Below are 25,778 nucleotides of genomic sequence, written 5' to 3'. Positions count from 1 at the left end.
GTCTATATTTTTTTCATTAATAAATACATTGACTTTTCTTCTTCGATAACATTTTCGAAGGGTACTTTGGTGTTGTCAACTATGGAAAATTTATTGGCCAAATAAAATGGTAACGCCTTCCCTTTTTGCATAGACTCTAAGAATACTACTTTTTTAGAAAGTTTAGTGGCGATGTTTCCAACAAATTGAAGGCACTCTTTTCCAATTCCCTTTCCGGAAAATTCTTTGAGAAGGTAAATTTTATCTAAATAGAGTGCTTGATGATTCCTGTATTCTAGAATTTCTTTATTCAGTGTAATCTTTAATATTCCAACATAAGTGTGGTCTGACTTAATTAGATATAGGGCGGTATCCAAGTCCTGCTCCTCTTTTAATAAGACTTCATGGGTAAAGCTGTTTTGTATATAAGTTGTGGTATCCCCATTTGGCCATAAGTGTCTGTAATGTTGATTATAAGCTCTTGTTCCTATTTCAATATAGGTATTGTAAAAACCTGGTTCAAGTGGTTCAAATTGAACACCCTCGTTCATTGTCTTAGATAATACTACAGTTTTCAAAGTATAATTAAGAGGATTTCCATTTAATATTACAGCCAATACTAGGTTTTTGAGGTTCTTTTACCTCACTTCCACTAAGAAGGGCATCCATAGCTCCCATCAGGTCACTACCGGTCAAGGGTATTCCGTTTTCGGGCCGGGAATCATCTAACTGCCCTCTATATATTAAGGTTAAATCAGCATCAAATAAATAGAAATCAGGTGTACATGCAGCATCATAGGCCTTAGCAACCTCCTGGGTTTTGTCGTATAGATAAGGAAACGTATAATCCTCTTCCTTAGCCTTTTTCTTCATAAGGTTGGGCCCATCTTGGGGGTAATTCTCGACATCATTGCTCGATATCGCAATAAACTGTATACCCTTGGATCGATAAATCTTGGCGAGTTCCGATATTTTTGGGTTTACATGAATAACAAAAGGGCAATGGTTACAGATAAACATTACTACCGTTCCCTTTGCGCCACTTAGTTCTTCAAGATTCAAAATTTTCCCTGAAACGGTATCCAAAAGATTAAATTTTGGAGCTTTTGTTCCCAGTTTCAGCATATTACTTTCAGTCCTTGCCATGGTAAAAATTTTACTGAACAAAGTTATAAAAACTATAAGTGTTGCGAATGGAAGAATCTATTCTTAACTTATATAACATTAAAATACTAATTATGGAAAAATCATACATATCATTGTCCGAAGCTATCAATGCACTTAAAAAGGAGGGTTTCACCGAGGATTTTAATCTATGCGATGCTGGTGTGGAGAATAAGTCGAAAAAGAAAATTCACAAAGCGGTCGATTTAAATGTTATTAAATTTTATCGATTTGAAGGACAAACAAGTCCAGATGATAGTACCATTCTGTACGTAATTGAAACCAGTACAGGAGAAAAAGGGCTATTAGTAGATGCTTATGGGGCCTATGCGGGTAATATTTCCAGAGAGATGATAAAAAAGCTTAAGATTCAATAATATCCATTTATTACAAAGGTTTTATTGTTTTTCGGATTTATTAATGGCTCATAGTGATTTAGGGCTAAATTACTATATTGCCAATCTTGTTTAGTTAAAAGGAAAAACCTTTTAAAAAATAAGATTGTTTTATGCTTGATACTATTTTTTTGACGGAAGTTTTTCTGGATAATGTTCAAATTAATTTTGATAGTGAGGCCCTTTGGCTAATGAACATTGTCTTAGCATTGGTTATGTTTGGTATTGCGTTAGAGATTTCGGTCAATGATTTTAAACAACTTTGGGTAAAACCAAAACCAGTGCTTGTTGGTTTTTTCAGTCAGTTTTTTTTGCTTCCGGCAATAACTTTTATTTTGGTCTATTTTCTAAGACCGTATCCTAGTGTAGCTTTGGGGATGTTTATGGTAGCGGCATGTCCCGGCGGAAACATTTCCAACTACATCACCCATTTGGCGGGAGGAAACACAGCGCTTTCTGTATGTCTTACGGCTATCGCTACCCTAGTTGCAATATTTATGACACCCTTTAATCTGGAATTCTGGGGAGGTATGTATCCACCTACTGCTGAATTGCTGAATTCAGTGGCTATTGAGCCAATTGAGATGGTAAAACTTGTCGCTTTACTATTAGGAGTTCCTTTAATTTTGGGTATGTTAATGAATCACTGGAAACCATCACTATCAAATAAATTGGCCAAAGTATTTAAAATTGTTTCGTTGGTATTTTTTATTTTTTTGGTTTTTTTGGCATTGGCAAAAAATATAACGGTTTTCCTCGATTATATTCTGTACATTTTTTGGATTGTCTTAATACACAATTTAATGGCATTCCTAGGTGGATATAGCCTTTCAAAAATTTTTAGACTGGATTCCAAAAATACCAGGTCCATTACCATAGAAACTGGAATACAGAATTCTGGATTGGGTCTCTTATTGATTTTTACTTTTTTTGATGGTCTAGGGGGCATGGCCCTTCTTGCTGCTTTTTGGGGCATATGGCATATGGTTTCAGGACTGCTATTGGCAAGTTATTGGAATTTTAAACCTTTAAAAGGTAAGAAGCTTGCATGAAAAACTTTATGTATAACCTAGTTAAGAACTACGTTAAAACGGGGCTTTATTCCTATCATAAGCAAATAGAGGTTATTGGTTTGGATAATGTACCAAAAGATAAACCTGTATTGTTTTTGCCAAATCACCAAAGTGCCCTTTTGGATGTGTTATTAATAGCCGTCGATTGCAATAGGAAACCTTATTTTTTAACTCGATCGGATGTTTTTGGTAAACCCTTACTAAATAAAGTATTTAATTTTTTCCAGATGATTCCGGTGTATCGAATCCGAGATGGACGTAGTTCCCTGAGTAAAAACGAGGAAGTTTTTAATACCTGTTCAGAAATTCTGGGAGAGAACAAATCATTGGTGATGTTTCCAGAAGCCAATCATAATCTAAAGCGAAGGGTAAGGCCTTTGAGCAAAGGATTTACCCGAATAGTTTTAAGGACAATTCGGCAGAATTCTAATTTGGATTTACAAATTGTCCCTGTGGGCTTAAATTATAAGGATGCAACAAGCTTTCCGGATTCTGTAACAATTTATTATGGTGCACCTATATCAGTGAACGAGCTCTATGATGCATCTGATAGTAAAGGTTCCCAAAAAAGGATGAAGAGAAAAGTTTCAAACGCGTTAAAAAGGCTTACTACTCATATAGAATCAGAAGCTGACTATGGCAATGTTTTACAAAGTTTGGAAGCGGAAAAGGTTTCTTTTTTAAGGCCAAATACCGTAAATGAATGTATAAATAAATTAAATATCAAAAAAATAACTCCCATAGAAAATGTTCCTTCCAAATCCAGTAGTTTTTCCTTTTTTAAGATCTTGATAGGAATTTTAAACTTTCCAATATGGATATCATGGAATTTCTTTGTTAAACCTAAGATTTGGGAACAGGAGTTTATTGGAACTTTGAGATTTGCGACGGCTTTGGTAGGTTTTACGGTTTATTATCTAATTCTATTCATTGCAGTCTCCCTTATTTGGAGTTTTACAATGGCTTTGTTCGTTATAATTGCAATTTTCTTACTCAATCGAATTTTAGTAAAATTGACCTAAGCATTATTTTCCTAAACGAAAAACGACCCTTAAAAAAGGGCCGTTGATTTGAATTTTAAAAACTTATTTTAAATATCGTCGAAGCTTACGTCCGTAAAATTACCACTCGAGTTAGCATCGTTGGCGGTACTTGTTTCCTCTTCTTCTTCTTTTTTGAAATCTTTTTGATGTCTCTCTGAAATTACCTCCGTACCTTTTTCGTCTATAATGAAATCCATCATTTCGGCTACATTTTCCCTAAAAGCTTCAAAATCTTCTTTGTAGAGATAAATCTTGTGTTTTTTGTAGTGGAAAGAACCATCGTCGTGTGTAAATTTCTTACTCTCTGTAATCGTTAAATAATAGTCCCCAGCCTTCGTGCTACGAACATCAAAAAAATAAGTTCTTCTACCTGCTCTTAAAACTTTTGAGTGAATTTCCTCTTGATCCATTAAATCTCTGTCGCTCATTTCCTAATTATATTCTATGGTTAGTCTACCAAAAATGGAAAAAAAAATGTTATTCGGCAACTAATTTTTAGTTTTCTTTCTCTGATAGTTGATTCTTATAAAGCTCTTTATAGTAGCCGTCTATCATATTTAATTTCTCGTGTGTGCCTTCCTGTATTAGCCTACCGTCCTCTAAAACCAAAATTTTATCAGCATTTTTGGCGGAAGATACTCTATGGCTTACAATTAATGTGGTCTTTTCCTTGGAGGCTTTTTTTAGATTGTTTAGGATTTCTTCCTCTGTCTCCGTGTCAACCGCCGAAAGACAATCATCAAACAAATATATTTTTGGATTTTTTATGAGTGCCCTTGCTATGGAGACCCTTTGTTTTTGTCCGCCACTTAGGGTAATGCCCCGTTCACCTAAAACGGTATCGTATTTTTTGGAAAAGCCCATGATATTTTCGTGTACCACAGCATCTTTTGCAATGGAAACTATCTCCTCATCCGTGGCATCTTCCTTACCAAATTTGATATTGTTTTTTATACTGTCCGAAAACAAGAACGCATCTTGTGGAACAGCTCCTATGGACCCTCTTAAACTTGTGAGCTCAAAATCTTTGATAGGTTTACTGTCAATCAATATTTCACCAGATGTAACATCATACAGACGTGCGACCAAATCTAAAATGGTTGATTTTCCTGAACCCGTTTTCCCAAGAATAGCAATAGTTTCACCTGGCTTGATAGTAAAAGAAATTTTTTTGAGGGCATTTATTTCCGTGTCCTCATAAGTAAAACTTACATCTTTGAATTCTATTTCACCTTCCAAGTCTTTAAGTTGAATATTTCCGTTTTCCAACTCCGAATGCTGGTCTAAAAATTCGTTGATTCTTTTTTGACTTGCCTCGGCTCTTTGTACTATGGAGGTGAGCCATCCAACGATGGCTACCGGCCATGTAAGCATGTTTACGTATAGAATAAATTCTGCAATCAGGCCTACACCGATTTCACCTCTTATATATTGCATTCCACCTATATAGATGACTAGGATATTACTTATACCTATTAGTAAGATCATCAGCGGAAAGAACCATGCATTAACCCGCGCCAAACTCATACTCTTATCTTTACCGTCATTCGCCAATACGTTCAATTCGGCATTGGTCTGAGGTTCCAGAGTATAAGCTTTTATTACCGACACACCAGAAAATACTTCCTGTGTAAAAGTGGACAACGTCGATAAATATTCTTGGACAATGGTACTTCTTTTGTGTATTATCTTACTTATTTTGTAAATTAACACAGAGAGAATGGGTAATGGCAACAGCGTGTAAGCGGCTAATGTGGGTGCTTTTATGAACATAAGAGGAACAAGGCAGACAAAGAGCGTTAAGGTTTGTATACCGTACATAATTGCAGGACCGGCATATAAACGAACTTGATTCACATCTTCACTAATGCGATTCATTAAGTCACCAGTTCTATTTTGTTTATAAAAATTGAGACTAAGATTTTGGTAGTGGTCAAAAATCTCATTTTTTAAATCATATTCTATGTAGCGAGAAACATTGATTATGGTTTGCCGCATTAAGAAGGTAAAAAAACCAGATAGTAAAGCAGCACCCACAATAATCAAAATGTATTCCAATAGAAGGTCTCTTGCCGCTGTTTCGGCAATTTCTGTATTTAAAAATTGCTCAACAACTGTAATTATTTTATTTACATAGGATGGCATAACCAATTGGAAGACTCTAGCAATAATGGTTATGATAATTCCTAAGAAGAGTTTAAGCCAGTATTTTTTAAAGTATTTATTAAGATGCCTAAGTTCCTTCATGGAAAAATACGGGTAGTTGTTTAAAATTACAGTCTTCAAAGATAGGTTTTTTGCTTTCTAATTAAATGTTATAAAATACCTAAGATTTATATCGTGTATATTAAGTCTCCCATTTAATCAATTTCACTAAAAATCCTATTCTAGGATAAACATTCAAATACAATGGTTTGTTTTGGAATTCTTAGTTTTTATTAAAATAAAGAACAAATGGTTTTGTTACGATTTAAATAGATGCGTACTTTTGCCCCAGTTTAAATCCATCAAAACAAAAGTTCTTTAACATGCTTACAAGAAGGCATATTAGGGTTAAAGTAATGCAATGCATTTATGCCCTGATTCAATCCAAGGATGACTCGCTCCAGAAACAGGAGAAATTTTTAGCTGTAAGTATTGAGAACACCTATACTTTATATTTATTATGGCTTAGTCTATTAATTGAGATACAGCAAAGGGCTGCGGAACAATTAAATCTATCATCCAAGAAATACCTTTCGGATGATACCGAAAATAGATATCCCAAAAAGGATAAGTTCGTGAACAATAGGTTGTTGGCTCAACTCCAAGAAAATAGTTCCATCAAAGAAGAGCTATCAAAAAGAAAATTAGAAAATTGGTACCTGAACGAAGAATACGTAAAACTTATCTATAAGTCAATTGTAGAAAGTGACATTTATAAAGACTATATGCTAAGGGCCTCTGACGGTTATGAGGAGGACAAGGAAATTATCATCACCCTTTTCAAAGAAATCATAGCTCCGAACGATAAAATATATGAGTACTTTGAGGATAATAAACTCACATGGATAGATGATATTCCCATTGTAAATACATTTTTGGTTAAGCTTCTTAAGAAGGTAAAGCCAAACCAAAGCCCTAATTATTTTCTTCCCAAGTTGTTAAAGGACCAAGAAGATATGGACTTTGCCAATAAATTGCTCAAAAAGACGTTGTTGAATAACGATTTTTTGGAAAAGGAAATAGAAGGTAAAACTCCCAATTGGGACAAGGACCGAATTGCAGATGTCGATTCTATCCTTTTGAAGATGGCTATTTGCGAGTTGCTTAACTTTCCATCCATACCAGAACGTGTTACTATTAATGAGTATTTAGAGATTGCCAAGGAGTATTCTACCCCGAAGAGCAGTATTTTCATCAATGGTATATTGGATAAGCTCACTAAAGAATATAAAAAAGAGGGCAAGTTAAATAAAATGGGGCGAGGCCTATTATAAAAATATTTTCTAATTTTGTTTTAATCTTAAAAAAAATAATAATGAAAAAAGTAGTATTTGCCATTGGTGTGGTAGGTTTAATTGCCTTTACTTCCTGTAAGGATAATGCATCGAGTAAAATCAAATCCGATAATGTTGCAGAAGCGGCAGTTAGAGATGAAGCTGCGAAAGCGGTTCCTGTAATGTCCTTTGAAAAGGCGGAACATGACTTTGGCACAATTGAGCAAGGAACTCCACAGGAAACTGCATTTAAATTTACCAATACGGGTAATGCACCATTAATCATAACAGATGCAAAAAGCAGCTGTGGTTGTACCGTGCCAAATCCTCCAAAAGAACCAATTGCTCCAGGTGAATCAAGTGAGTTGCTCGTGAAATTTAATGGTTCTGGTCAGAATCAAGTTACAAAAACTATTACAGTGACTGCAAATACAGAAAAGGGTTCAGAGATTCTTAGAATTAAGGCATTTGTTAATCCAAAAGGAGCAGCGCCACTAGGACCTGTTAAATAAGGTAATAAAATTTAAAAGTACCAGATAATGGGTGATATAGGACAGTTTCTTCCAATGATTTTGATTTTTGTGGTCGCATATTTTTTTATGATAAGACCACAAATGAAAAGGCAGAAAGACGAGAAGAAATTCGCTGCGGAATTAAAGCGCGGAGATAGGGTAATAACGAAAAGTGGTCTACACGGCAAAGTGGTGGAATTAAATGACAAGGATTTTTCTTGTGTATTGGAAACCATGGCCGGAAAATTGAAATTCGATAGATCTGCCATTTCCTTGGAGATGAGCAAAAAGTTAGCCACTCCAGAAAAGAAATAATTTCTCTTGATGGGAAATTTCTAAAGCACCAATTTTAAAATTGGTGCTTTTTTTATGACTAAATTTCATATATTCCAAGTACAAAATAATTATACATGTTACGCAACAGAAGAGATTTTATAAAGAAAAGTACGGCAGGTCTATTGGTATCCGGAGCATCGTTTATGTTTCCAATGGAGCTGTTGGCCACGATGAGAAAAAGAGTTGGACCCAACGATACGGTAAATGTTGGACTAATTGGGTGTAATGGTATGGGCTTCTCCGACCTTTCCTCATTTCTAAAAATGAGCGACATTAATGTGATTGCCCTCTGTGATGTGGATGAAAACGTATTGAAGGCAAGAACGGCTGATTTGGAAAAAGCAGGGATAAAAAAGCCTAAATGGTATCGGGATTATAGAAGACTACTAGAAAATAAAGATGTTGATGTAGCTATTATTGGAACTCCGGATCATTGGCATTGTTTACAGTTGACCGATGCGCTCCAAGCGGGTAAGGATGTATATTGCGAGAAACCGATTGCAAATTCTGTGCAGGAGGCCAATATTATGCTAGATTATGTAGGCTCTAGTGATAGAATGGTACAAATAGGGCAATGGCAACGAAGTCAGCCACATTTTGTAGACGCAATCAATTTTGTACATTCAGGGAAGCTCGGTGAAATAAGGTTGGCCAAGGCATGGGCCTATCAAGGCTGGATGAAACCCGTACCAATTGTACCCGATTCTGCTGCACCTGAAGGTGTGGATTATGACATGTGGCTGGGTCCAGCACTTCAAAGGCCTTTTAACCCAAATCGCTTCCATTTCAATTTTAGGTGGTTCTGGGATTATGCCGGCGGTTTAATGACAGATTGGGGAGTACACCTTATAGATTATGCATTATATGGTATGAAGGCAGGAACTCCAAAATCAGTAATGGCCCTTGGAGGTAAATTTGCCTATCCTAATGATGCATCCGAAACGCCGGACACTTTGCAAACCGTTTATGAATATGATGGTTTTTCCATACTATGGGAACATGCAACGGGTATCGATGGTGGAAATTATGGAAGAAACCACGGTATTGCCTTTATCGGTAACAATGGGACGCTAGTTTTGGACCGACAAGGGTGGGAAGTAATACCTGAAGAAGAATTTCAAGGTTGGGGGAAGGAAGGTATACCCAAAATGGAGCCTATGTCTTTTGACAATGGCGGACAGAGTGGTTTGGATTTACATACCAAAAACTTTATGGATGCCGTAAAAAGCAGGGACGCTTCCAAATTGACAGCTCCAATAAAAGTAGGATACGATGCCGCTTTGGTTTCTCATATGGGGAACGTAGCGTTTAAGACAGGCAATAGAATTTATTGGGACGAAACAGCCGGTAAATTTAAAAATGAAGAAGCCAATCAATACTTAAAGGCTAAGTATCAGAATGGTTGGAAACTCCCTATGGTTTAATTAGTTTAAGAAGAATTACCTGTATTTATCATGTAAACCTTTTCCATCCAAGATCATCGGGATAATTTTGGATAAACGGGAAATTTTGGTCTTTTCCTGTTTTGCTTCTATTATGTATTGGATATATTCCTCTTGTTTATAGGGTGTAAGTCCTTCAAAGGCTTGTTTTACTCCTAAATTAGTCTGGAATGTCTTTGCCAGTATAGCGGGTATATCTGACTTGGTAGGTTTCTTCTTTTTGGTAGTGTTAAATTCTATTCCCTTTTTTTGAATTTCAATAGCTTCAGTAATATATTTAGAAACCCTTTTTTCATCAATTTCACTTTCTTTATAAAACTTCCAGTGCCTCATTGCTATGGTCTTGCCTTCTTGGGCATTCTCCAAAACTTGGTCAGAATCACTAAGTAAGGAACCCTTAAAAAACCAAATGCCAAAATGGTTTTTAAACTTGCCAATGGCTATTACATTTTTCTTGTTCAAAGTATACGTGGGAAAATTCCATTTAAAAGTTTCGTGCAATCCTGTTTTTAGGACAATATCCCTTAACCGCCCAACCGGATTTTTGAATTTATGTTCTTCGGAAAAAAAGACTTTTAATTTTTCAAACTTTTCCATAGAACTAGCTTTTGAAAGCTGTAAGTTCGCAAATTTTGACGATAACTTCAACCGCTTTTTCCATGCTTTCTACGGGTACATACTCGTATTTACCATGAAAATTATGACCTCCTGCAAAAATATTTGGGCACGGAAGTCCCATAAAACTTAATTGAGAACCATCAGTTCCACCCCGTATAGGTTTTATTATAGGTGTTACTCCCACAGCGTCCATGGCCTCTTTTGCTATTTCAACAATATGGAAAACGGGTTCTACCTTCTCCCTCATGTTGTAGTACTGATCCTTTATTTCTAGGTCTATAGCATGGTTACAATTCAAATTTAATTTTGAAACAATATCTCTTATTGTTTTTTTTCTGGCTTCAAACAAAGCTCTGGAATGGTCCCGGATAATCATTTTAATTTCTGCATGTTCTATGCTTCCAGTAAGACTGTGTACATGAAAAAAACCCTCTCGATTCTCGGTCTTTTGGGGAACTTCATTTTCTGGCAGCGATGAAATAATTCTGTTTGCGATTAAAATGGCATTTACCATTTTACCTTTGGCATACCCAGGGTGTACACTTCTACCTTCTACGGTTATTTTGGCGCTTGCCGCATTGAAATTCTCATATTCCAATTCACCTATTTGACTTCCATCCATGGTATAGGCCCAATCAGCCCCGAATTTTTTAACATCAAATTTATGTGCTCCACGGCCAATCTCTTCATCCGGAGTAAAACCAACTTTAATAGCCCCGTGTTTAATTTCTGGATGATTGATCAAGTATTCCATAGCGGTCATTATCTCTGTAATACCAGCTTTATCATCAGCGCCCAATAGGGTTGTTCCATCAGTTGTTATAAGCGTTTTGCCCTTATATTGCCTTAAATCGTCAAAGTAATCTGGAGACAGAATAATTCCTTTTTCTGCATGCAGGACAATATCCTTTCCGTCATAATTTTTTATGACTTGCGGATTAACATTAGTTCCTGAAAAGTCAGGTGAAGTATCAAAATGCGAAATAAATCCAACAGTGGGTACTTCATGATCGACATTACTCGGCAAAGTGGCCATGATATAAGCATTTTCATCTATACTAACCTCTGACATTCCCATTTCTTCCAGTTCGTTTACCAATTTTTTGGCCAAGTCCCATTGCTTTGCAGTACTTGGAGTAGCATCCGAAGAAGGGTCGCTTTGTGTGTCAATGGTGATATAACTTATAAAACGATTAATAATGTCTTGCATATTTAGGTTTTAATTCAAAAATAGCTTTTAAATCGTATTTTTGGGCTTCATATACTTGTTAAATCACCATGAATTTTCAACGCATTGTACTAATTTTTACTTGCTTTTACTCTCTTTCTTCATGGTCTCAATCAGATTGTGTTCTTGGTGTTGGTATAACGGATAATGATATAATTGCACAGGTTTTTCAGATGAATGAGATGCAACAAGAAAATCTTGCAAATTTTTCGGCAGAACTAAAATATAGAAACGAAGTTTTAAATAATCAGTTGGAAAATATATATACCCGTCACCCTCAAAGTACCGTGGAGGAAATAAACGAGTTGGCTGTCAAATACCGTGGTGTGATGGATAGCATGAAAATCGTACAGGCCATGATAGATAAGAAGGTACTTTCCCTATTTAATCAAAAACAATACGAATTCTACCTTACCTTATGTCAAGAGGCAGCCAGATCACCTTATATAATTACACCAAAAGTTTATGCCGATAGTCTTAGACCAAAACAGCGGTAGAAAACTAGATATCTTTTGTTTTGCATAGGTGAAATTAAAACTACCACTCTTCGTATTTTTGCTATAAACCCACCTTAGAATGTACAAGTCGATTATACGTCCGATTTTATTTTTATTCGACCCTGAAAAAGTCCATCATTTCAGTTTTTCACTTATTAAAATTCTTTCCAAAATAGGTGTGCTTAGTTTGGCAAGGCCCTTTTTTTCCTTGGAAGATAAAAGATTGGAACGTGAGGTTTTTGGAATTAAGTTTAAGAACCCTGTAGGATTAGCCGCTGGTTTTGATAAAAATGCTGTACTATACAATGAACTTTCCAATTTTGGTTTTGGCTTTATTGAAATTGGGACACTAACTCCGAAAACACAGGAAGGTAATCCAAAGAAAAGACTGTTTCGTTTAAAAGCAGATAGCGCCATTATCAATAGGATGGGTTTTAATAACGAAGGAGTTTTTGAAGCGGTAGAGCGACTAAAAAAGGAGCATAAAATAATTATCGGGGGAAACATTGGGAAGAATAAAGTAACCCCAAACGAGGAGGCCATCAATGATTACTTGATATGTTATGATGCTCTTTTTGATTATGTGGATTATTTTGTGGTCAATGTCAGTTCACCTAATACCCCGGGACTTCGAGAGCTTCAGGATAAGGAACCATTAACAAAACTCTTAAAGGAACTGGAAGTGGCCAATAAAAAATTGGCCGTTGAAAAGTCAGTAAAAAGAAAACCTATATTGTTAAAAATTGCCCCAGATTTAACAGATGCCCAGCTCTTGGATATAATTGAAATAGTATCGGATACCAAAATAAACGGGGTAATTGCTACCAATACTACCATTGAACGCAAAAATTTGAAATCACCCAGTCAAATTGTGGAGGAAAATGGAGGTCTAAGCGGAAAACCTTTAAAGAACCGAAGTACCGAAGTAATTAGGTTCTTGGCCGAAAAAAGTAATAAAGCCTTCCCAATAATCGGGGTAGGGGGTATCCACTCCCCAGAAGATGCATTAGAAAAGTTAACCGCCGGAGCGGATTTAATTCAGTTATGGACTGGTTTTATATATGAAGGACCAATTTTAGTTAAAAAAATAAATCGGGCTATTCTAAAACAAGAGGTATAAATAGGATTAGTTTGTCCAATAATCCATAACATGAACATCATCCAAATGTGGACCAAGCACAGCTCCAAAGGCCTTATGGTCTGGATGAGGTAAATAAATGGCTCTGTCTTCTTCACTGTTAAAGGTAAGGAAGAATACATGTGTAAATCCTTTGTTCAAACCTTCTGGACTATTATTTGTTCCCCATTCATATCCTGCTATTTGTGGAATTTTTGAGGGTAGGGCATGAAAGGCCTCTTCTACTTTTTTAATATTTTCTTTGGAAGTTCCTTCCTTAAATTTAAATAGAACAACATGTCTTAATACACTATCGTTGGATTGTTCCACTAGTTCTTTCATGGTATCATTATTTTCATTCGAATAAGAGAAACTGTAGCAAATACATGCAAATAGTATAACTATCCCCGCAATTTTGTTTTTCATGGTTTTTAAATTTTCAACAAGATATAAAAAATAGGTTAGCTAATTAACTGAAGGTCCATCGAACTGATTTTAAAAGAAAGTTTTGGTTGAGGCATTTAACTTGAAGTAGTATATTTTAAAATTGCTTTACGTATTTAATCTTTTTTAAGATTTTTAATATATCAGGTAGGTCCTTTGATTGATTTAATAACATTACTTCTATTGGTTGTTTGTATTTTTACTGTATGTCTAGCACCAAAGTAAAACTTATAGAGTGTCCAAGGGATGCCATGCAAGGCATTAAGACCTTTATTCCAACTGAGGAAAAGGTCAAATACCTCCAATCGCTTTTGGGGTGTGGTTTTGATACGCTTGATTTTGGTAGTTTTGTTTCCCCAAAAGCCATTCCCCAAATGGTGGATACTGCTGAAGTTTTATCCAAATTGGACTTGTCCAGGACCCCAAGTAAATTATTGGCCATTATTGCCAATGTACGTGGGGCGAAAGATGCAGTAAGGTTTCCAGAAATCGATTATTTGGGTTTTCCATTTTCCATCTCGGAAAATTTTCAAATGCGAAACACCCATAAGACCATTGAACAATCCGTGGAAACTCTCCACGAGATTTTCAATATTGCCGATGCAGCAAATAAGGAGGTGGTCACTTATATTTCTATGGGATTTGGAAATCCTTATGGGGACCCTTGGAATGTCGAAATCGTGGGGGAATGGACCGAAAAACTAGCTTCTATGGGGGCAAGGATTTTGTCGCTCTCGGATACTGTGGGTACATCGGACCCTGAAACCATTGATTACTTGTTTTCACATTTGATTCCTGCATACCCCAATATTGAGTTTGGGGCCCACTTACATACTACGCCTTCCAAATGGCACGAAAAAGTAGAAGCGGCATATAAAGCGGGTTGTCGCAGATTTGATGGAGCTATTCAGGGTTTCGGTGGTTGTCCCATGGCAAAAGATGAACTTACGGGGAATATGCCCACCGAAAAGTTATTGTCCTACTTAACGGCTCAAAAGGCAGATTCCAATGTCAATTGGATGGTTTTTGAAGCCGCTTACAATAAGGCGACCGAATTGTTTTCAAAGTATCACTGATTCTATCCTAATTCACGGTACCTCCTCTTCACTAAACGTATAATTTTTAATTTGTCAGCATAGTGCCATACAATCGCTAGAATAATTTTTGTACTTTACTTCTAAGAATTTGAATTTCATAGTATTAGTGAAAAAGTATATTGCGATATTTATTTTTTTTCTTTTGGCATCTTGTCAAGATTCACCTGCTAATTATACTAAAACACTTTTTAATGGTAAAGACTTCAATGGCTGGGAGGGTGATACTTTGAATATATGGCGAATTGAAAATGAAACCATAATAGGTGGGTCACTGAACCAAACCGTAGCTCATAATTATTTTTTGGTCACAAAGGATGCTTATGATGATTTCATTTTGAAACTTAAAATAAAACTCCTTGGGGAGGAAGGTTTTGTAAACTCAGGAATCCAATTTCGGAGCAAAAGGATGTCTGATCCGGATTATGAAATGATAGGATATCAGGCCGACTTTGGAGAAGGGTATTGGATAAGCCTTTACGATGAGTCTCGAAGAAACAGGACTTTGGTCGCACCAGATTCTGCACAGGTTTTACAATGGATCAAAATTAACGATTGGAACGATTATGAGATTAGGGCAGAGGATAGAAGAATCCGACTTTATATTAATGGACATCAGTCCATAGATTATACAGAAGCAGATGAAACCATACCACAGACCGGTTTGATTGGAATCCAAGTACACGGAGGTGGAAAAGCTCAAGTACACGTTAAGGAGATTACCATTCAAGAATTAAAATAACAACCAACGTAACTAAAACAATTCATGAAAAAACATAAGGTGGCAAAGCTTTCCATAAAAGTAATTCTAGCTTTTGTGTTCGTGGCTTCCTGCAAGCAGAACGAAGGAAAAGAGAAAATCGTTCAAAGTATAGAAAGGGATTCTACGGTAATCAATAGGGAATATACTTTGGAGGCCAGTATGCTCGGGTATTTTGCTCCAGATGGAACTAGAAACCCGACGTTAAAAGCCAACAAAGGAGATCGTGTTCGTATTACCATAATTAATATGGAGAATATGACGCATGATATATCCATGGAAAACTTGGGGATAACAAGTAAAACTTTGAACGAAGTTGGAAAGAGTGCCAGTATTACCTTTTGGGCAAATTCTGACGACACATATTTCTGTACGGTTCCGGGTCACCGTGCTGCCGGAATGGTTGGCGAATTCAAGATAGTAGATGGTAATTTTAGCACTTCGGTGATTGCCGGGATCGTTCCCTTTAAAAATGGAAAACCGGTAAATGTTGGCTTTGAAAGAGGAAATTTGAATGATTGGAAAGCCCAAGGCGATGCCTTTAAAAATCCACTTTTTACTAGGGCTGATTCCATTCATAAATTAAACACCAAGATTGGGTTTGACGGCGAATACTTTGTAAGTAGCGGAGGCACCAAAGATTCTGAAAAAACAGGGACATTGACTTCGGTACCTTTTACTGTCATACATCCTTTCGCCTCCTTTAAGGTTTCCGGTGGAGCTATGGAGGAAACAAGGGTAGAATTGGTCTCAACCGATGACGGTGAGGTGATATTTAAAACAACTGGACAAGGGAGGACCAATATGCAACCCGTTGTTGTTGATTTAACCAATTATCTGGATAAGGAAATATTCATCAGAATTATAGATAATGAAACAGGACTTTCTCCGATACCTTACATCGGGCCGGATGAATTGGCCCATATTAGTTTTGACGATTTTTTGTTTTATCCGGTGAGACCCCAATTTGTTAATGAATTGAAACAAGAGGATATTATTGTAATGCCGCCATTAGACCCAATAATCAATGCTGGTCTTTCGGGTAAGGAGGCGGCAAAGGCCATGGCCTTGCCCGCTGGATTTGAAATTACCCTTGCTGCCTCTGAACCGGATGTGGTACGTCCCATAAGCTTTACCATAGATGCTCGTGGACGACTTTGGGTAGTTGAAGGTCATACATATCCTGTTCCGGCTGAAGAAGGAAAAGGTCGTGACCGCATTCTTATTTTTGAGGACACCAATGGCGATGGTACTTTGGATAAAAGAAAAGTCTTTATGGAAGGCCTCAATATGGCCAGTGGTATTGAAGTGGGGATGGGGGGTGTTTGGTTGGGAGCCGCACCATATCTAATGTTTATCCCTACCGATTTTGAAAATGATGAACCTAAAGGAGAGCCGGAAATATTGCTCGATGGTTGGGGTTTGGATGATACACATGAGGTGTTGAACAATCTCCGTTGGGGACCGGATGGTTGGCTTTACGGGGTTCATGGGGTCTTTACACACTCTAAGGTGGGAAAACCGGGTACACCGGAGGACGAAAGAACAAAAGTGAATGCTGCCGTATGGAGGTATCATCCAACAAAACATGAGTTTGAAGTTTTTTCACAGGGTACAAGCAATCCTTGGGGAATTGATTTCAACGATTACGGTCACCCATTTATAACGGTATGTGTTATTCCTCATATGTATCACGTTATTCAGGGTGCAAGGTACGAGCGCCAAGGGGGCGAGCATTTTAACCCATATACCTATGATGATATAAAAACTATTGTCGATCATAGGCATTATTTAGGTGATAGGGGGCCTCATGCCGGTAACTTTAGGTCAGCCGCTGCCGGTGGCGGACATGCGCATGCAGGCGCAATGATCTATTTAGGGGGAGATACTTGGCCCGAAGAATACCGCAATACCATATTCATGAACAATATTAACGGAGCCATTATGAACAATGACCAGCTTACCAGGGAAGGCTCGGGTTACGTGGCATCACATAGAAAGGATTTTATAATCATGAACGACTCTTGGTCACAGTGGCTGAATTTTAAATATGATGCCAGTGGGTCCGTATATGTAATCGATTGGTACGACCAGAATCAATGTCATAGCCCAAATCCTGATGTTCATGACAAAACTTTGGGACGTATCTTTAAAATTTCCCACAAAAACGATACATGGGTTCAAGAAGATTTATACAAGGCTTCGGATATGGAACTGGTAAATTATCAGTTACATAGTAATGATTGGTACGTTCGCCAAGCAAGGACTATTTTGCAGGAGCGTGGAGGCAATCCTGAAATCTATATAGCCCTAAAGAAAATTATCAATGAAAACCCGGATATTACCAAAAGGTTGAGGGCACTTTGGACACTTCAGGTAACCAATGGTTTGGATGAAAATTACGTAAATGAGCTTTTAGGAAACCAGGATGAATATATGAGAAGCTGGGCGGTACAACTTGCCATGGAGGACAAAAAAGTTTCAGATGAAACCTTGCAACTTTTTGTAGATATGGCGAAAGATGAAGATTCCGCCTTGGTGAGGTTGTACCTTGCGTCGGCAATGCAACGTATGGAAGAATCCAAGCGCTGGGAGGTTTTGGGAGCATTGCTACAACGTGAAGAGGATGTAGACGATCACAATCTTCCGTTGATGCTTTGGTATGCCGCGGAACCCATGACAGAGTTAGATGCGGAAAGGGTGCTTGATTTGGCTGAAAAATCCAAATTCAGTACGATATTGGAATATACCCTTAGAAAGATTGCCTCCGATAAGAATGTTACCTCAAGAAGTATATTGACAAAATTTAAAAATAAGAATTCGGAAAAGGCCATAGTGTATGGTAGTATGATCGATTCCCTATTGACCGAATAATATCTAAAAAGAGTATTAAAAGATGAAAAAAGTAACGTTTGCCATGCTACAATACGGGTTGTTTTGTATGATAACTACGAGTTCCCTATTTGGACAGAATGTTGAAGAGGGTAATTTCAAGAAAACGGTATTGACACGGGATTTTATATCCGAAGGTGTGGCAGTTGCCGATTTAAACAAAGATGGCCTATTGGATATCATCGCCGGGTATTATTGGTTTAAGGCACCAAGTTGGGAAAAACATGAATTGGCACCGTCAAGGGTGTTTGATCCCTATGAAGAGTATAGCGAGTCGTTTCTAAATTTGGGAATGGATGTAAATTTAGATGGATGGGACGATGTGGTTATTATTGATTATCCGGGAAAGGCGGGTTTTTGGTTTGAAAACCCCAAGCAAGAAAATCAACAGTGGGAGAAACACATGATTGCCGATTCCATGGGTATAGCGAATGAATCACCAGGCTTTGTGGACATAGATGGGGATGGTCGCTTGGATATCTTATGTGGGGATGTAGAAAAAAAACAAATTGTATGGTTGCAAGCACCCTTGAAAAGTGGAGAAAAAGAGTGGAAAAGACATGCATTAAGTGCTGAAAATGTTCCTGGAACGGACAGGTATTCTCATGGAATAGGATATGGGGACGTGAATAAAGACGGTATAAAAGATGTAGTAATTGCAGATGGTTGGTTTGAAGGAAAAAAAGATAAATCATCCGGGGACTGGAAATTTCATAAAACAAGCCTGGGGGAACCTTGTTCCCATATGCAGGTATTGGATGTAAACGGCGATGGCCAGAAGGATGTCGTAAGTGCATCGGCCCATAAATTGGGAATCTGGTGGCATGAGCAACTTCAGGACGGTAGCTTTAAGACTTATTTGATGAGCGAAACTACCGCCCAGACCCATTCTTCTATAATGGCTGACCTTAATGGTGATGGTCGGGAAGATTATATAACAGGAAAGCGTTTTTTGGCACACAACGGCAGGGATGAAGGCGATGCCGATACTCCATATCTTTTATGGTTTGAGTTTACTCCGGGAATTGCACCATACTTTAAGGAGCACGTATTGGACGATGATTCAGGTGCTGGTCTTAATATAGTGGCACAGGATATTACTAATGACGGTAAACCGGATATAGTAATATCTAACAAAAATGGGGTATTCTTTTTTGAGAATAGGATTTCCACTCAATAGCAATAGTATTTCCGTAAATCCATGTATATCTAAATCCTTTACTCAAGGAGACCATATGGCAGAGGATGCTTACTGGTTTTTTGTAGGTAAAACCAAACCTTCTCTATACCACCATTAAATTTATTTAGATTTATTACAAATAACCTTGTGGTTTTTCAAAAGTTGTTTTAGGTTTGTAATATTATTTATAACAAGTCTAAATAAACTTAAATAGAAATCATGAGAAAAATTACTTATATAATAACTGTTCTTTCCACACTCTTTTTTGCTTCCTGTAGTTCCGATGATGACGGTATAGATATAACAACCTGTGCAGATGGTGTTATGAACGGAGACGAAACCGGTATTGATTGTGGTGGTGGTTGTGCACCTTGCGAAACTGCGATTGAAAACCCAGAAATCTATGTTTTTTTCAGAAATGGTGAAAATACGGTAAACTTTAGTGGACAAACCACCAGAATTAAAATGGGTCAGGAACTACTTTCCAATTTTAATGTTCCAACTAATTCATTAAAAAAGTTAAAAGGTATGTTCGCACATGAGGAAGGCTCGGACGACTTTGAGGATGCCTTCTTAAATGCTTCCGATAAAAGTTTACGTAGCAAGGTTGCAGCTTCGGCAGATTATTTTTCTACCAATGCTACGGATCAAGCTATGATTAGAACAACGGTGGATGGCTTCATTAGTGCACAGGTTAACGAGGTATATCCAAATTGGGAAGTAGTCGCTGCACCAGGTACGGCAGGACAAATAGCGGATGGGGAGCGAACAAGGTATATAAGTGGTCAAGGTTTGGAATACAACCAGCTATTTGCCAAGTCATTGATCGGTAGTTTAATGGCGGACCAGATGTTGAACAACTATTTAAGTACATCGGTTTTGGACGAGGGTGAAAATGTTGGTAACAATGACGGGGGGGTTGTGGAAGAAGGTAAACCTTACACCACTATGGAGCATAAATGGGATGAAGCTTACGGATATGCTTACGGCTTAAATACGGATCCCTCCGATCCGAATGCAGATTTAGGGGCTGACAGTTTCTTGAACGAATACATTGAAAGAGCAGAATCTGACGATGACTTTTCTGGTGTCGCGGATGAAGTATTCCAAGCTTTTAAGCTTGGTCGTGCGGCTATCGTCGCCAAAAAATATGATGTAAGGGATGAACAGGCCAATATCATTAGGGAAAATATTTCAAAAGTAATCGCCATCCGTGCCATTTATTACTTGCAAGGAGGCAAATCAAAATTATCCTTGGAAACCCCCAATTATGGTGGAGCTTTTCATTCCCTTTCAGAGGCCTATGGTTTCATCTATAGTCTCCAATTTACTAGGAATCCAAATACAGAGGAGCCTTATTTTTCAAAATCGGAAACTGAAGCTTTTTTGACCAGTCTTTTGGGAGATGGTGAAAATGGACTTTGGGATGTAACCCCGGATACTTTGGATGCAATTTCTGAGGCAATCGCCGCTAGGTTTGACTTTACGGTAGCACAGGCCGCAGAATAAAAGAAATAAAGTTTAATTCAGTTTTTTCAATACTAAGGTTATAGATAAAAGTTATGATGAAAAAAATATTTGGTATAATATGTATCCTTGTTATAATAGGGGCATGTTCGGATGATAGCATAGGAGAGGGAGAACCAAACCCATCTCCCGGAGAAGGGGAGAGGTTTGAAAGAAGTAGCATGCTCGTTAATTGGGCGGACAATATAATTATACCCGCCTATACCGAGTTCTCTTCGGATTTGGCAACCTTAAAAGCTTCTTTGGAGGCCTTCCAATCCGATGTAAATGAAACTAACCTCATTGAATTGCGCTTATCATGGATTGCGGCATATACGACTTGGCAGCATGTGGCCATGTTTGAGATTGGTCCGGCAGAAAGCCTCGGTTACCAATTGAACATGAATATCTATCCTACGGATAGCGAAAAAATAGAAAGTTTTATCATCAATGATAATTATGACCTTTCACTTTCCTCCAATAGGGATGCAAAAGGTTTCCCCGCCTTGGATTATCTTATTAATGGCCTGGGGGAAAATGATGCTGCCATTGTTACTCGCTATAATGGCACGGAAAAAGAAGCACTATTCGCTTATTTAAATTCCGTAGTAGATGACATGGTAAATCTTACGGATAGTGTTTTGAGCGAATGGACAGGCGGTTATAGGGATACCTTCGTTGCCAATGATGGAGCATCGGCAACAGCTTCGGTGGATAGGTTGGTCAATGATTATATTTTCTATTTTGAAAAATACCTAAGAGCGGGTAAGATGGGTATACCACTTGGGGTATTTTCTGGTAGCCCTTTGCCTCAAAATGTTGAGGCCTATTATAAAGGCGATATTTCCAAAACCCTGTTTTTGGAAGGACTAAATGCTGTTCAAAATTTTTTTAACGGCAAATCTTTTGGTTCCAATGAGAACGGTGAAAGCTTGGCCACTTATCTGAACAAATTAAATTCAGTTAAAAACGGAGAGGACCTAGCCCTATTGATCAACGAACAGTTTGATTTGGCCAGGGAGGCTGTTCTGGGTCTGTCGACATTTATAGGTGAGATTGAGAATAATAATCCCCCCACCGATATGTTGCTGGCTTATGATGAAGTGCAGAAAGTGGTTCCTTTGTTAAAGGTGGATATGGTTTCGGCAATGAGCATCAGTATCGATTTTGTGGACGCAGACGGTGACTAATGGGGTCAATTATTGAGAAATACATTAAAGCTCCAGTGGAGGCCGCCCCTTTGGCGGTCTTTCGCATTTTTTTTGGTTTAATGATGCTTTTTAGCATTATTAGATTCTGGAGCTATGGATGGATAGATAAATTGTACATCCAGCCCAAATTCTTTTTTTCCTATTATGGTTTTGATTGGGTTAAACCTCTAGGCATTTATACTTATGGTATTTTCTTTATTTGTGGGCTGGCCACTTTATTTGTAGCCCTAGGTTATCGTTATAGAATATCGATTGTAATTTTCTTCCTAAGTTTTACCTATATAGAGCTAATGGACAAGACTACCTACTTGAACCATTATTATTTCATCAGTATACTCAGTTTTCTAATGATTTTTTTGCCGGCGAACACCTACTTTTCAATCGATGCTTGGAAAATTAAGAACAAGGCCTTTCAATATATACCGGCATGGACGGTGAACAGTGTAAAATTACTATTGGGCATCGTCTACTTTTATGCAGGGCTGGCTAAATTAAATTCCGATTGGTTGTTTAGGGCCATGCCCTTAAAGATATGGTTGCCATCAAAATTTGATATCCCGTTCATAGGGGGTTTGTTGGGGCAGGAATGGTTACAATATGCGTTCAGTTGGTCCGGGGCTTTATACGATTTGGCCATACCGTTTTTACTATTGGTGAAAAGGACCCGCCCTTATGCATTTTTATTGGTAATTACCTTCCATGTGCTTACCCGAGTTTTGTTTCCCATCGGTATGTTTCCGTATATCATGATCGTGTCAGCACTCATATTTTTTGATACGGATGTTCACCAAAGAATCCTCAACGGAGTGGCAAAAATTTTCAAAATTGACGTAGGTCGTTTTAGAAATAACAAGGAATTCAAGTACCTAACACCATTAAGGAGAAAACTTGTGTTGGGGGTAATTTCAACCTTCTTCCTAATCCAATTGACATTTCCTTTTAGATATCTTCTTTATCCCGGAGAACTTTTTTGGACCGAGGAAGGATATCGCTTTTCTTGGCGGGTTATGTTGATGGAGAAAACAGGCTACGCACAGTTTAAGATTGTCAATGGGGATACAGGACGCTGGTTCTATGTGGACAACTCCGATTTTTTGACCCCTTTTCAGGAAAAACAAATGGCATTTCAACCGGATTTTATTTTGGAATATGCTCATTTCTTAAAAAATCATTTTGAGAAGGATGGCCATAAGAATGTTCAGGTTTATGTGGATTGTAAGGTGAGCCTCAATGGGAGATTAAGTACGGAATTCATAGACCCTAATATAGATTTGACAAGTCAAAAGGAATCGTTTTTACATAAAAATTGGATAACACCGTTTAAAGATGAGATTAAGGGAATATAGCTACATACTATTGTTTTTAATAACATTTCCAGTATTTGGACAAGTTAATTTTTCCGGTACAATTGTGGATAAGGAAGGCGTTCCCTTAGTTGATGCGGAAATTTATATGAAACAGTTAGAGCGTTTGGAGACAACGGATTTGGATGGACGCTTTCTTTTTGAAAATATAACACCGGGAGATTACTCCTTGGTAATCTTTGCCTATGAGTTTGAAATCCAAGAGAGGGAATTGACGCTTAGGGAAGACACCAATCTTAATTTAAGACTGGAGCATCTGAAGACCCAAAATTTATCGGAAGTGGTACTCTCCCAAAAGCGAGAGCAAATATTTGAGCTTAAACAACTAAAAAAAGTGGATGGCACGGCCATATATGCGGGAAAGAAAAGTGAGGTCGTTTTGTTGGAAGGTATCACAGGAAATTTGGCGGCCAACAACGCAAGACAGGTTTACAGTCAGGTAGTCGGTTTAAACATCTATGATAATGGAGATGCGGGACTCCAATTAAATATTGGAGGAAGGGGACTGGATCCTAATAGAACGGCCAACTTCAATACCAGGCAGAACGGTTACGATATCAGTGCCGATGTTTTGGGATATCCCGAAAGCTACTATACACCTCCGGCGGAAGCACTAGAGGAAATACAGGTCGTTAGAGGGGCCGCTTCGCTACAGTATGGTACACAATTCGGTGGGCTCGTCAACTTTAAGTTTAAAGCACCCAATCCTTCCAAGAAGATAGAATGGGTGAGTAGACAGACTTTAGGTTCTTATGACCTCAAAACAAGCTTTAACAGCCTAGGTGGAACTGTAGGAAAATTGAGTTACTATACCTATTTTAACTATAAGGAAGGAAACGGTTTTCGGCCAAATTCGAATTATAATAGCCGAAATTACTATGCGCATCTGGGTTATCAAGTTTCAGATAGGACAAAACTGACCCTCGAGGCCACTTTTCTTGATTATTTGGCACAACAGCCGGGTGGACTTACAGATGCCCAGTTCATCCAAGACCCCAGCTTTAGCAACAGAAGTAGAAACTGGTTCGATGTAAGTTGGAAATTATATTCGGCACGCTTCGACCATAAATTTTCCACAAATACCGATTTTAGTCTAAATGTATTTGGATTGGATGCCTCTAGAAGTGCATTGGGTTTTAGGACCAATAGGGTATCCCAACCGGACGACCTCGAGGAACCCAGGGAATTATTGGTGGACAACTTTAAAAACTGGGGTGCAGAGGCCCGTTTACTAACAAGATATAAGCTGGGAGATTCACAGTCAGCTCTTCTTTTAGGGTCTAAAATTTATAGGACTAACAACGATCAAAGACAGGGACCTGGGTCTGCTGACACCAATGCCGATTTTAACTTTGCCGATGAAGACTTTCCAAACTATGAAAGACAATCTGAATTTGAATTTCCAAATGCAAACCTCGCCTTCTTTGGCGAGAATATTTTTAATGTTACTTCCAAGTTGACTCTTACCCCGGGATTTAGGTTGGAACATATAAAAACACAAAGTATGGGCAGCTACAAGAATATTGTACTGGACTTGGCGGGTAACCCTTTGTTGAACGAAGATGTGCAAGATAATAGGGAGTTCAATAGGACGTTCCTTCTTCTTGGTCTTGGTGCCACTTACAAACTAAATACAAACATTGAATTCTATGGTAATTTCTCGCAAAATTATCGATCGGTTACCTTTAGCGATATACGTGTAGTAAATCCCTCGTTTCAAATCGATGAAAATATCAGTGATGAAAATGGTTTTACTTCCGATGTCGGGTTTCGGGGAAGGTACGAGAACATTTTATCCTATGATGTAAGTGCATTTGGACTTTTGTATGATAATAGATTGGGCGAGATTCTAAAAAATGAAACCCGTGTCAATGCAATCGGGGAAGAAGTGGAAACGGGTAGGGTCATTCGTTTCCGAGGTAACATAGGGACTGCGTTTATTTATGGTCTGGAAAGCTTTTCAAACTGGAGTCTTAAGGAAACTTTTTTTCCAGCGGAGGAGAAATTGAAAATGAACTATTTCATGAACTTGGCATTGACGGATTCTGAATATATATCATCGGAAAGTACAAATGTAGAAGGTAAAAAGGTTGAATTTAGTCCAGCCGTCAATCTAAAGACAGGGCTCAATTTTGGATATGGAAATCTCTTGGGTAGTTTACAATATACCTATTTGTCTAAACAGTTTACGGATGCAACCAACGCACCTCGGGATATAAACGATAATCAAAGGGGTATAGAAGGTGAAATTTCGGCATACGATATTTTGGACTTTTCCTTGTCCTACTCCTATAAAAAATGGAAGCTCGAGGCAGGAATCAATAATGTATTGAATAATAGCTATTTTACTCGAAGGGCAACTGGATATCCAGGCCCGGGTATTATACCTGCGGAACCCAGAACTTTCTATACCACTTTACAATTCAAAATTTGAAGTCAAAAAC

General features: G+C 37.9%; 24 protein-coding genes. 17 read left to right on the top strand and 7 right to left on the bottom strand.

Annotation, left to right across the window (positions count from 1 at the left end; all coding sequences use genetic code 11):
* Window positions 1-2 precede the first annotated feature (2 nt).
* Together PP182_RS16770 and PP182_RS16765 are read right to left on the bottom strand one after the other, a co-directional pair.
* On the bottom strand, window positions 3-557 hold the full coding sequence (locus PP182_RS16770; protein ID WP_272652420.1) for a GNAT family N-acetyltransferase: 555 nt from the start codon (window positions 555-557) through the stop codon (window positions 3-5).
* 7 nt (window positions 558-564) lie between these two features.
* A complete protein-coding gene (locus PP182_RS16765) occupies window positions 565-1,125 on the bottom strand; it encodes a thioredoxin family protein (RefSeq protein WP_272652419.1) in 561 nt (186 codons plus the stop codon).
* A 92-nt stretch (window positions 1,126-1,217) separates the two neighbouring features.
* Between PP182_RS16765 and PP182_RS16760 the strand changes: the two genes are divergently transcribed.
* The 3 genes from PP182_RS16760 to PP182_RS16750 all read left to right on the top strand — a co-directional run bounded on the left by PP182_RS16760 (window position 1,218) and on the right by PP182_RS16750 (window position 3,633).
* Complete coding sequence (locus PP182_RS16760) at window positions 1,218-1,520, top strand: phosphoribosylpyrophosphate synthetase (protein WP_272652418.1); 303 nt, start codon at window positions 1,218-1,220, stop codon at window positions 1,518-1,520.
* 131 nt (window positions 1,521-1,651) lie between these two features.
* The gene (locus PP182_RS16755) at window positions 1,652-2,590 is read left to right on the top strand and encodes a bile acid:sodium symporter family protein (protein ID WP_272652417.1); all 939 of its coding nucleotides are present in this window, start codon (window positions 1,652-1,654) and stop codon (window positions 2,588-2,590) included.
* Window positions 2,587-3,633, top strand: coding sequence for a lysophospholipid acyltransferase family protein (locus PP182_RS16750; RefSeq protein ID WP_272652416.1), 1,047 nt, complete (start codon window positions 2,587-2,589; stop codon window positions 3,631-3,633). Before PP182_RS16755 ends, PP182_RS16750 begins: the two co-directional genes overlap by 4 nt.
* 68 nt (window positions 3,634-3,701) lie before the next feature.
* On the opposite strand, the gene PP182_RS16745 is transcribed toward PP182_RS16750, so the two are convergent.
* Window positions 3,702-4,082, bottom strand: a complete 381-nt coding sequence (locus PP182_RS16745; protein ID WP_272652415.1) for a PUR family DNA/RNA-binding protein — start codon at window positions 4,080-4,082, stop codon at window positions 3,702-3,704.
* Window positions 4,083-4,149: 67 nt separating this feature from the next.
* Entirely contained in the window at window positions 4,150-5,901 is a 1,752-nt protein-coding gene (locus tag PP182_RS16740; protein WP_272652545.1) for an ABC transporter ATP-binding protein, read from the bottom strand.
* A gap of 281 nt (window positions 5,902-6,182) precedes the next feature.
* On the opposite strand from PP182_RS16740, the gene nusB reads away from it, so the two are divergent.
* The 4 genes from nusB to PP182_RS16720 all read left to right on the top strand — a co-directional run bounded on the left by nusB (window position 6,183) and on the right by PP182_RS16720 (window position 9,405).
* On the top strand, window positions 6,183-7,133 hold the full coding sequence (gene nusB / locus PP182_RS16735; RefSeq protein ID WP_272652414.1) for a transcription antitermination factor NusB: 951 nt from the start codon (window positions 6,183-6,185) through the stop codon (window positions 7,131-7,133).
* Between the two features lie 41 nt (window positions 7,134-7,174).
* Window positions 7,175-7,645 carry a DUF1573 domain-containing protein gene (locus PP182_RS16730; protein ID WP_272652413.1) on the top strand — a complete coding sequence of 157 codons (471 nt, stop codon included), beginning with the start codon at window positions 7,175-7,177 and terminating at the stop codon, window positions 7,643-7,645.
* 27 nt (window positions 7,646-7,672) lie between these two features.
* Entirely contained in the window at window positions 7,673-7,960 is a 288-nt protein-coding gene (yajC, locus tag PP182_RS16725; RefSeq protein ID WP_272652412.1) for a preprotein translocase subunit YajC, read from the top strand.
* A gap of 95 nt (window positions 7,961-8,055) precedes the next feature.
* Window positions 8,056-9,405 carry a Gfo/Idh/MocA family protein gene (locus PP182_RS16720; RefSeq protein ID WP_272652411.1) on the top strand — a complete coding sequence of 450 codons (1,350 nt, stop codon included), beginning with the start codon at window positions 8,056-8,058 and terminating at the stop codon, window positions 9,403-9,405.
* Between the two features lie 15 nt (window positions 9,406-9,420).
* On the opposite strand, the gene PP182_RS16715 is transcribed toward PP182_RS16720, so the two are convergent.
* Window positions 9,421-10,020 carry a YdeI/OmpD-associated family protein gene (locus tag PP182_RS16715; protein ID WP_272652410.1) on the bottom strand — a complete coding sequence of 200 codons (600 nt, stop codon included), beginning with the start codon at window positions 10,018-10,020 and terminating at the stop codon, window positions 9,421-9,423.
* Window positions 10,021-10,024: 4 nt separating this feature from the next.
* Window positions 10,025-11,251 (bottom strand): peptidase T, encoded by a 1,227-nt coding sequence (pepT, locus tag PP182_RS16710; protein WP_272652409.1) that lies wholly within the window; start codon window positions 11,249-11,251, stop codon window positions 10,025-10,027.
* Between the two features lie 68 nt (window positions 11,252-11,319).
* On the opposite strand from pepT, the gene PP182_RS16705 reads away from it, so the two are divergent.
* Window positions 11,320-11,766 (top strand): hypothetical protein, encoded by a 447-nt coding sequence (locus PP182_RS16705; RefSeq protein ID WP_272652408.1) that lies wholly within the window; start codon window positions 11,320-11,322, stop codon window positions 11,764-11,766.
* A 79-nt stretch (window positions 11,767-11,845) separates the two neighbouring features.
* The gene (locus PP182_RS16700) at window positions 11,846-12,886 is read left to right on the top strand and encodes a quinone-dependent dihydroorotate dehydrogenase (RefSeq protein ID WP_272652407.1); all 1,041 of its coding nucleotides are present in this window, start codon (window positions 11,846-11,848) and stop codon (window positions 12,884-12,886) included.
* A gap of 6 nt (window positions 12,887-12,892) precedes the next feature.
* On the opposite strand, the gene PP182_RS16695 is transcribed toward PP182_RS16700, so the two are convergent.
* Window positions 12,893-13,309 (bottom strand): Dabb family protein, encoded by a 417-nt coding sequence (locus PP182_RS16695; protein ID WP_272652406.1) that lies wholly within the window; start codon window positions 13,307-13,309, stop codon window positions 12,893-12,895.
* Window positions 13,310-13,533: 224 nt separating this feature from the next.
* On the opposite strand from PP182_RS16695, the gene PP182_RS16690 reads away from it, so the two are divergent.
* From PP182_RS16690 to PP182_RS16655, 8 genes are all read left to right on the top strand, one after another.
* On the top strand, window positions 13,534-14,403 hold the full coding sequence (locus PP182_RS16690; protein ID WP_272652405.1) for a hydroxymethylglutaryl-CoA lyase: 870 nt from the start codon (window positions 13,534-13,536) through the stop codon (window positions 14,401-14,403).
* A 127-nt stretch (window positions 14,404-14,530) separates the two neighbouring features.
* Complete coding sequence (locus PP182_RS16685) at window positions 14,531-15,163, top strand: 3-keto-disaccharide hydrolase (protein ID WP_272652404.1); 633 nt, start codon at window positions 14,531-14,533, stop codon at window positions 15,161-15,163.
* A 24-nt stretch (window positions 15,164-15,187) separates the two neighbouring features.
* The gene (locus PP182_RS16680; protein ID WP_272652403.1) at window positions 15,188-18,055 is read left to right on the top strand and encodes a PVC-type heme-binding CxxCH protein; all 2,868 of its coding nucleotides are present in this window, start codon (window positions 15,188-15,190) and stop codon (window positions 18,053-18,055) included.
* A gap of 22 nt (window positions 18,056-18,077) precedes the next feature.
* Entirely contained in the window at window positions 18,078-19,253 is a 1,176-nt protein-coding gene (locus PP182_RS16675; RefSeq protein WP_272652402.1) for an FG-GAP repeat domain-containing protein, read from the top strand.
* 219 nt (window positions 19,254-19,472) lie between these two features.
* The gene (locus tag PP182_RS16670; RefSeq protein ID WP_272652401.1) at window positions 19,473-20,762 is read left to right on the top strand and encodes a DUF4856 domain-containing protein; all 1,290 of its coding nucleotides are present in this window, start codon (window positions 19,473-19,475) and stop codon (window positions 20,760-20,762) included.
* A 53-nt stretch (window positions 20,763-20,815) separates the two neighbouring features.
* The gene (locus PP182_RS16665; protein ID WP_272652400.1) at window positions 20,816-21,949 is read left to right on the top strand and encodes an imelysin family protein; all 1,134 of its coding nucleotides are present in this window, start codon (window positions 20,816-20,818) and stop codon (window positions 21,947-21,949) included.
* Window positions 21,949-23,316 carry an HTTM domain-containing protein gene (locus PP182_RS16660; RefSeq protein WP_272652399.1) on the top strand — a complete coding sequence of 456 codons (1,368 nt, stop codon included), beginning with the start codon at window positions 21,949-21,951 and terminating at the stop codon, window positions 23,314-23,316. Before PP182_RS16665 ends, PP182_RS16660 begins: the two co-directional genes overlap by 1 nt.
* The gene (locus PP182_RS16655) at window positions 23,297-25,768 is read left to right on the top strand and encodes a TonB-dependent receptor domain-containing protein (RefSeq protein ID WP_272652398.1); all 2,472 of its coding nucleotides are present in this window, start codon (window positions 23,297-23,299) and stop codon (window positions 25,766-25,768) included. The genes PP182_RS16660 and PP182_RS16655 overlap by 20 nt, the downstream gene beginning before the upstream one ends.
* Window positions 25,769-25,778 lie beyond the last annotated feature (10 nt).

It is taken from the genome of Maribacter sp. PR1, from assembly GCF_028464145.1.
In the GTDB taxonomy this organism is placed as follows: domain Bacteria; phylum Bacteroidota; class Bacteroidia; order Flavobacteriales; family Flavobacteriaceae; genus Maribacter.
This window is presented reverse-complemented; position numbering and strand designations above follow the sequence as displayed.

What these genes read in the sequence shown, in the direction of transcription:
- PP182_RS16765 (WP_272652419.1), bottom strand. Translation starts at nt 1,125, where the DNA reads ATGGCAAGGACTGAAAGTAATATGCTGAAACTGGGAACAAAAGCTCCA.
- PP182_RS16760 (WP_272652418.1), top strand. Translation starts at nt 1,218, where the DNA reads ATGGAAAAATCATACATATCATTGTCCGAAGCTATCAATGCACTTAAA.
- PP182_RS16755 (WP_272652417.1), top strand. Translation starts at nt 1,652, where the DNA reads ATGCTTGATACTATTTTTTTGACGGAAGTTTTTCTGGATAATGTTCAA.
- PP182_RS16750 (WP_272652416.1), top strand. Translation starts at nt 2,587, where the DNA reads ATGAAAAACTTTATGTATAACCTAGTTAAGAACTACGTTAAAACGGGG.
- PP182_RS16745 (WP_272652415.1), bottom strand. Translation starts at nt 4,082, where the DNA reads ATGAGCGACAGAGATTTAATGGATCAAGAGGAAATTCACTCAAAAGTT.
- PP182_RS16740 (WP_272652545.1), bottom strand. Translation starts at nt 5,901, where the DNA reads ATGAAGGAACTTAGGCATCTTAATAAATACTTTAAAAAATACTGGCTT.
- nusB (WP_272652414.1), top strand. Translation starts at nt 6,183, where the DNA reads ATGCTTACAAGAAGGCATATTAGGGTTAAAGTAATGCAATGCATTTAT.
- PP182_RS16730 (WP_272652413.1), top strand. Translation starts at nt 7,175, where the DNA reads ATGAAAAAAGTAGTATTTGCCATTGGTGTGGTAGGTTTAATTGCCTTT.
- yajC (WP_272652412.1), top strand. Translation starts at nt 7,673, where the DNA reads ATGGGTGATATAGGACAGTTTCTTCCAATGATTTTGATTTTTGTGGTC.
- PP182_RS16720 (WP_272652411.1), top strand. Translation starts at nt 8,056, where the DNA reads ATGTTACGCAACAGAAGAGATTTTATAAAGAAAAGTACGGCAGGTCTA.
- PP182_RS16715 (WP_272652410.1), bottom strand. Translation starts at nt 10,020, where the DNA reads ATGGAAAAGTTTGAAAAATTAAAAGTCTTTTTTTCCGAAGAACATAAA.
- pepT (WP_272652409.1), bottom strand. Translation starts at nt 11,251, where the DNA reads ATGCAAGACATTATTAATCGTTTTATAAGTTATATCACCATTGACACA.
- PP182_RS16705 (WP_272652408.1), top strand. Translation starts at nt 11,320, where the DNA reads ATGAATTTTCAACGCATTGTACTAATTTTTACTTGCTTTTACTCTCTT.
- PP182_RS16700 (WP_272652407.1), top strand. Translation starts at nt 11,846, where the DNA reads ATGTACAAGTCGATTATACGTCCGATTTTATTTTTATTCGACCCTGAA.
- PP182_RS16695 (WP_272652406.1), bottom strand. Translation starts at nt 13,309, where the DNA reads ATGAAAAACAAAATTGCGGGGATAGTTATACTATTTGCATGTATTTGC.
- PP182_RS16690 (WP_272652405.1), top strand. Translation starts at nt 13,534, where the DNA reads ATGTCTAGCACCAAAGTAAAACTTATAGAGTGTCCAAGGGATGCCATG.
- PP182_RS16680 (WP_272652403.1), top strand. Translation starts at nt 15,188, where the DNA reads ATGAAAAAACATAAGGTGGCAAAGCTTTCCATAAAAGTAATTCTAGCT.
- PP182_RS16675 (WP_272652402.1), top strand. Translation starts at nt 18,078, where the DNA reads ATGAAAAAAGTAACGTTTGCCATGCTACAATACGGGTTGTTTTGTATG.
- PP182_RS16670 (WP_272652401.1), top strand. Translation starts at nt 19,473, where the DNA reads ATGAGAAAAATTACTTATATAATAACTGTTCTTTCCACACTCTTTTTT.
- PP182_RS16665 (WP_272652400.1), top strand. Translation starts at nt 20,816, where the DNA reads ATGATGAAAAAAATATTTGGTATAATATGTATCCTTGTTATAATAGGG.
- PP182_RS16660 (WP_272652399.1), top strand. Translation starts at nt 21,949, where the DNA reads ATGGGGTCAATTATTGAGAAATACATTAAAGCTCCAGTGGAGGCCGCC.
- PP182_RS16655 (WP_272652398.1), top strand. Translation starts at nt 23,297, where the DNA reads ATGAGATTAAGGGAATATAGCTACATACTATTGTTTTTAATAACATTT.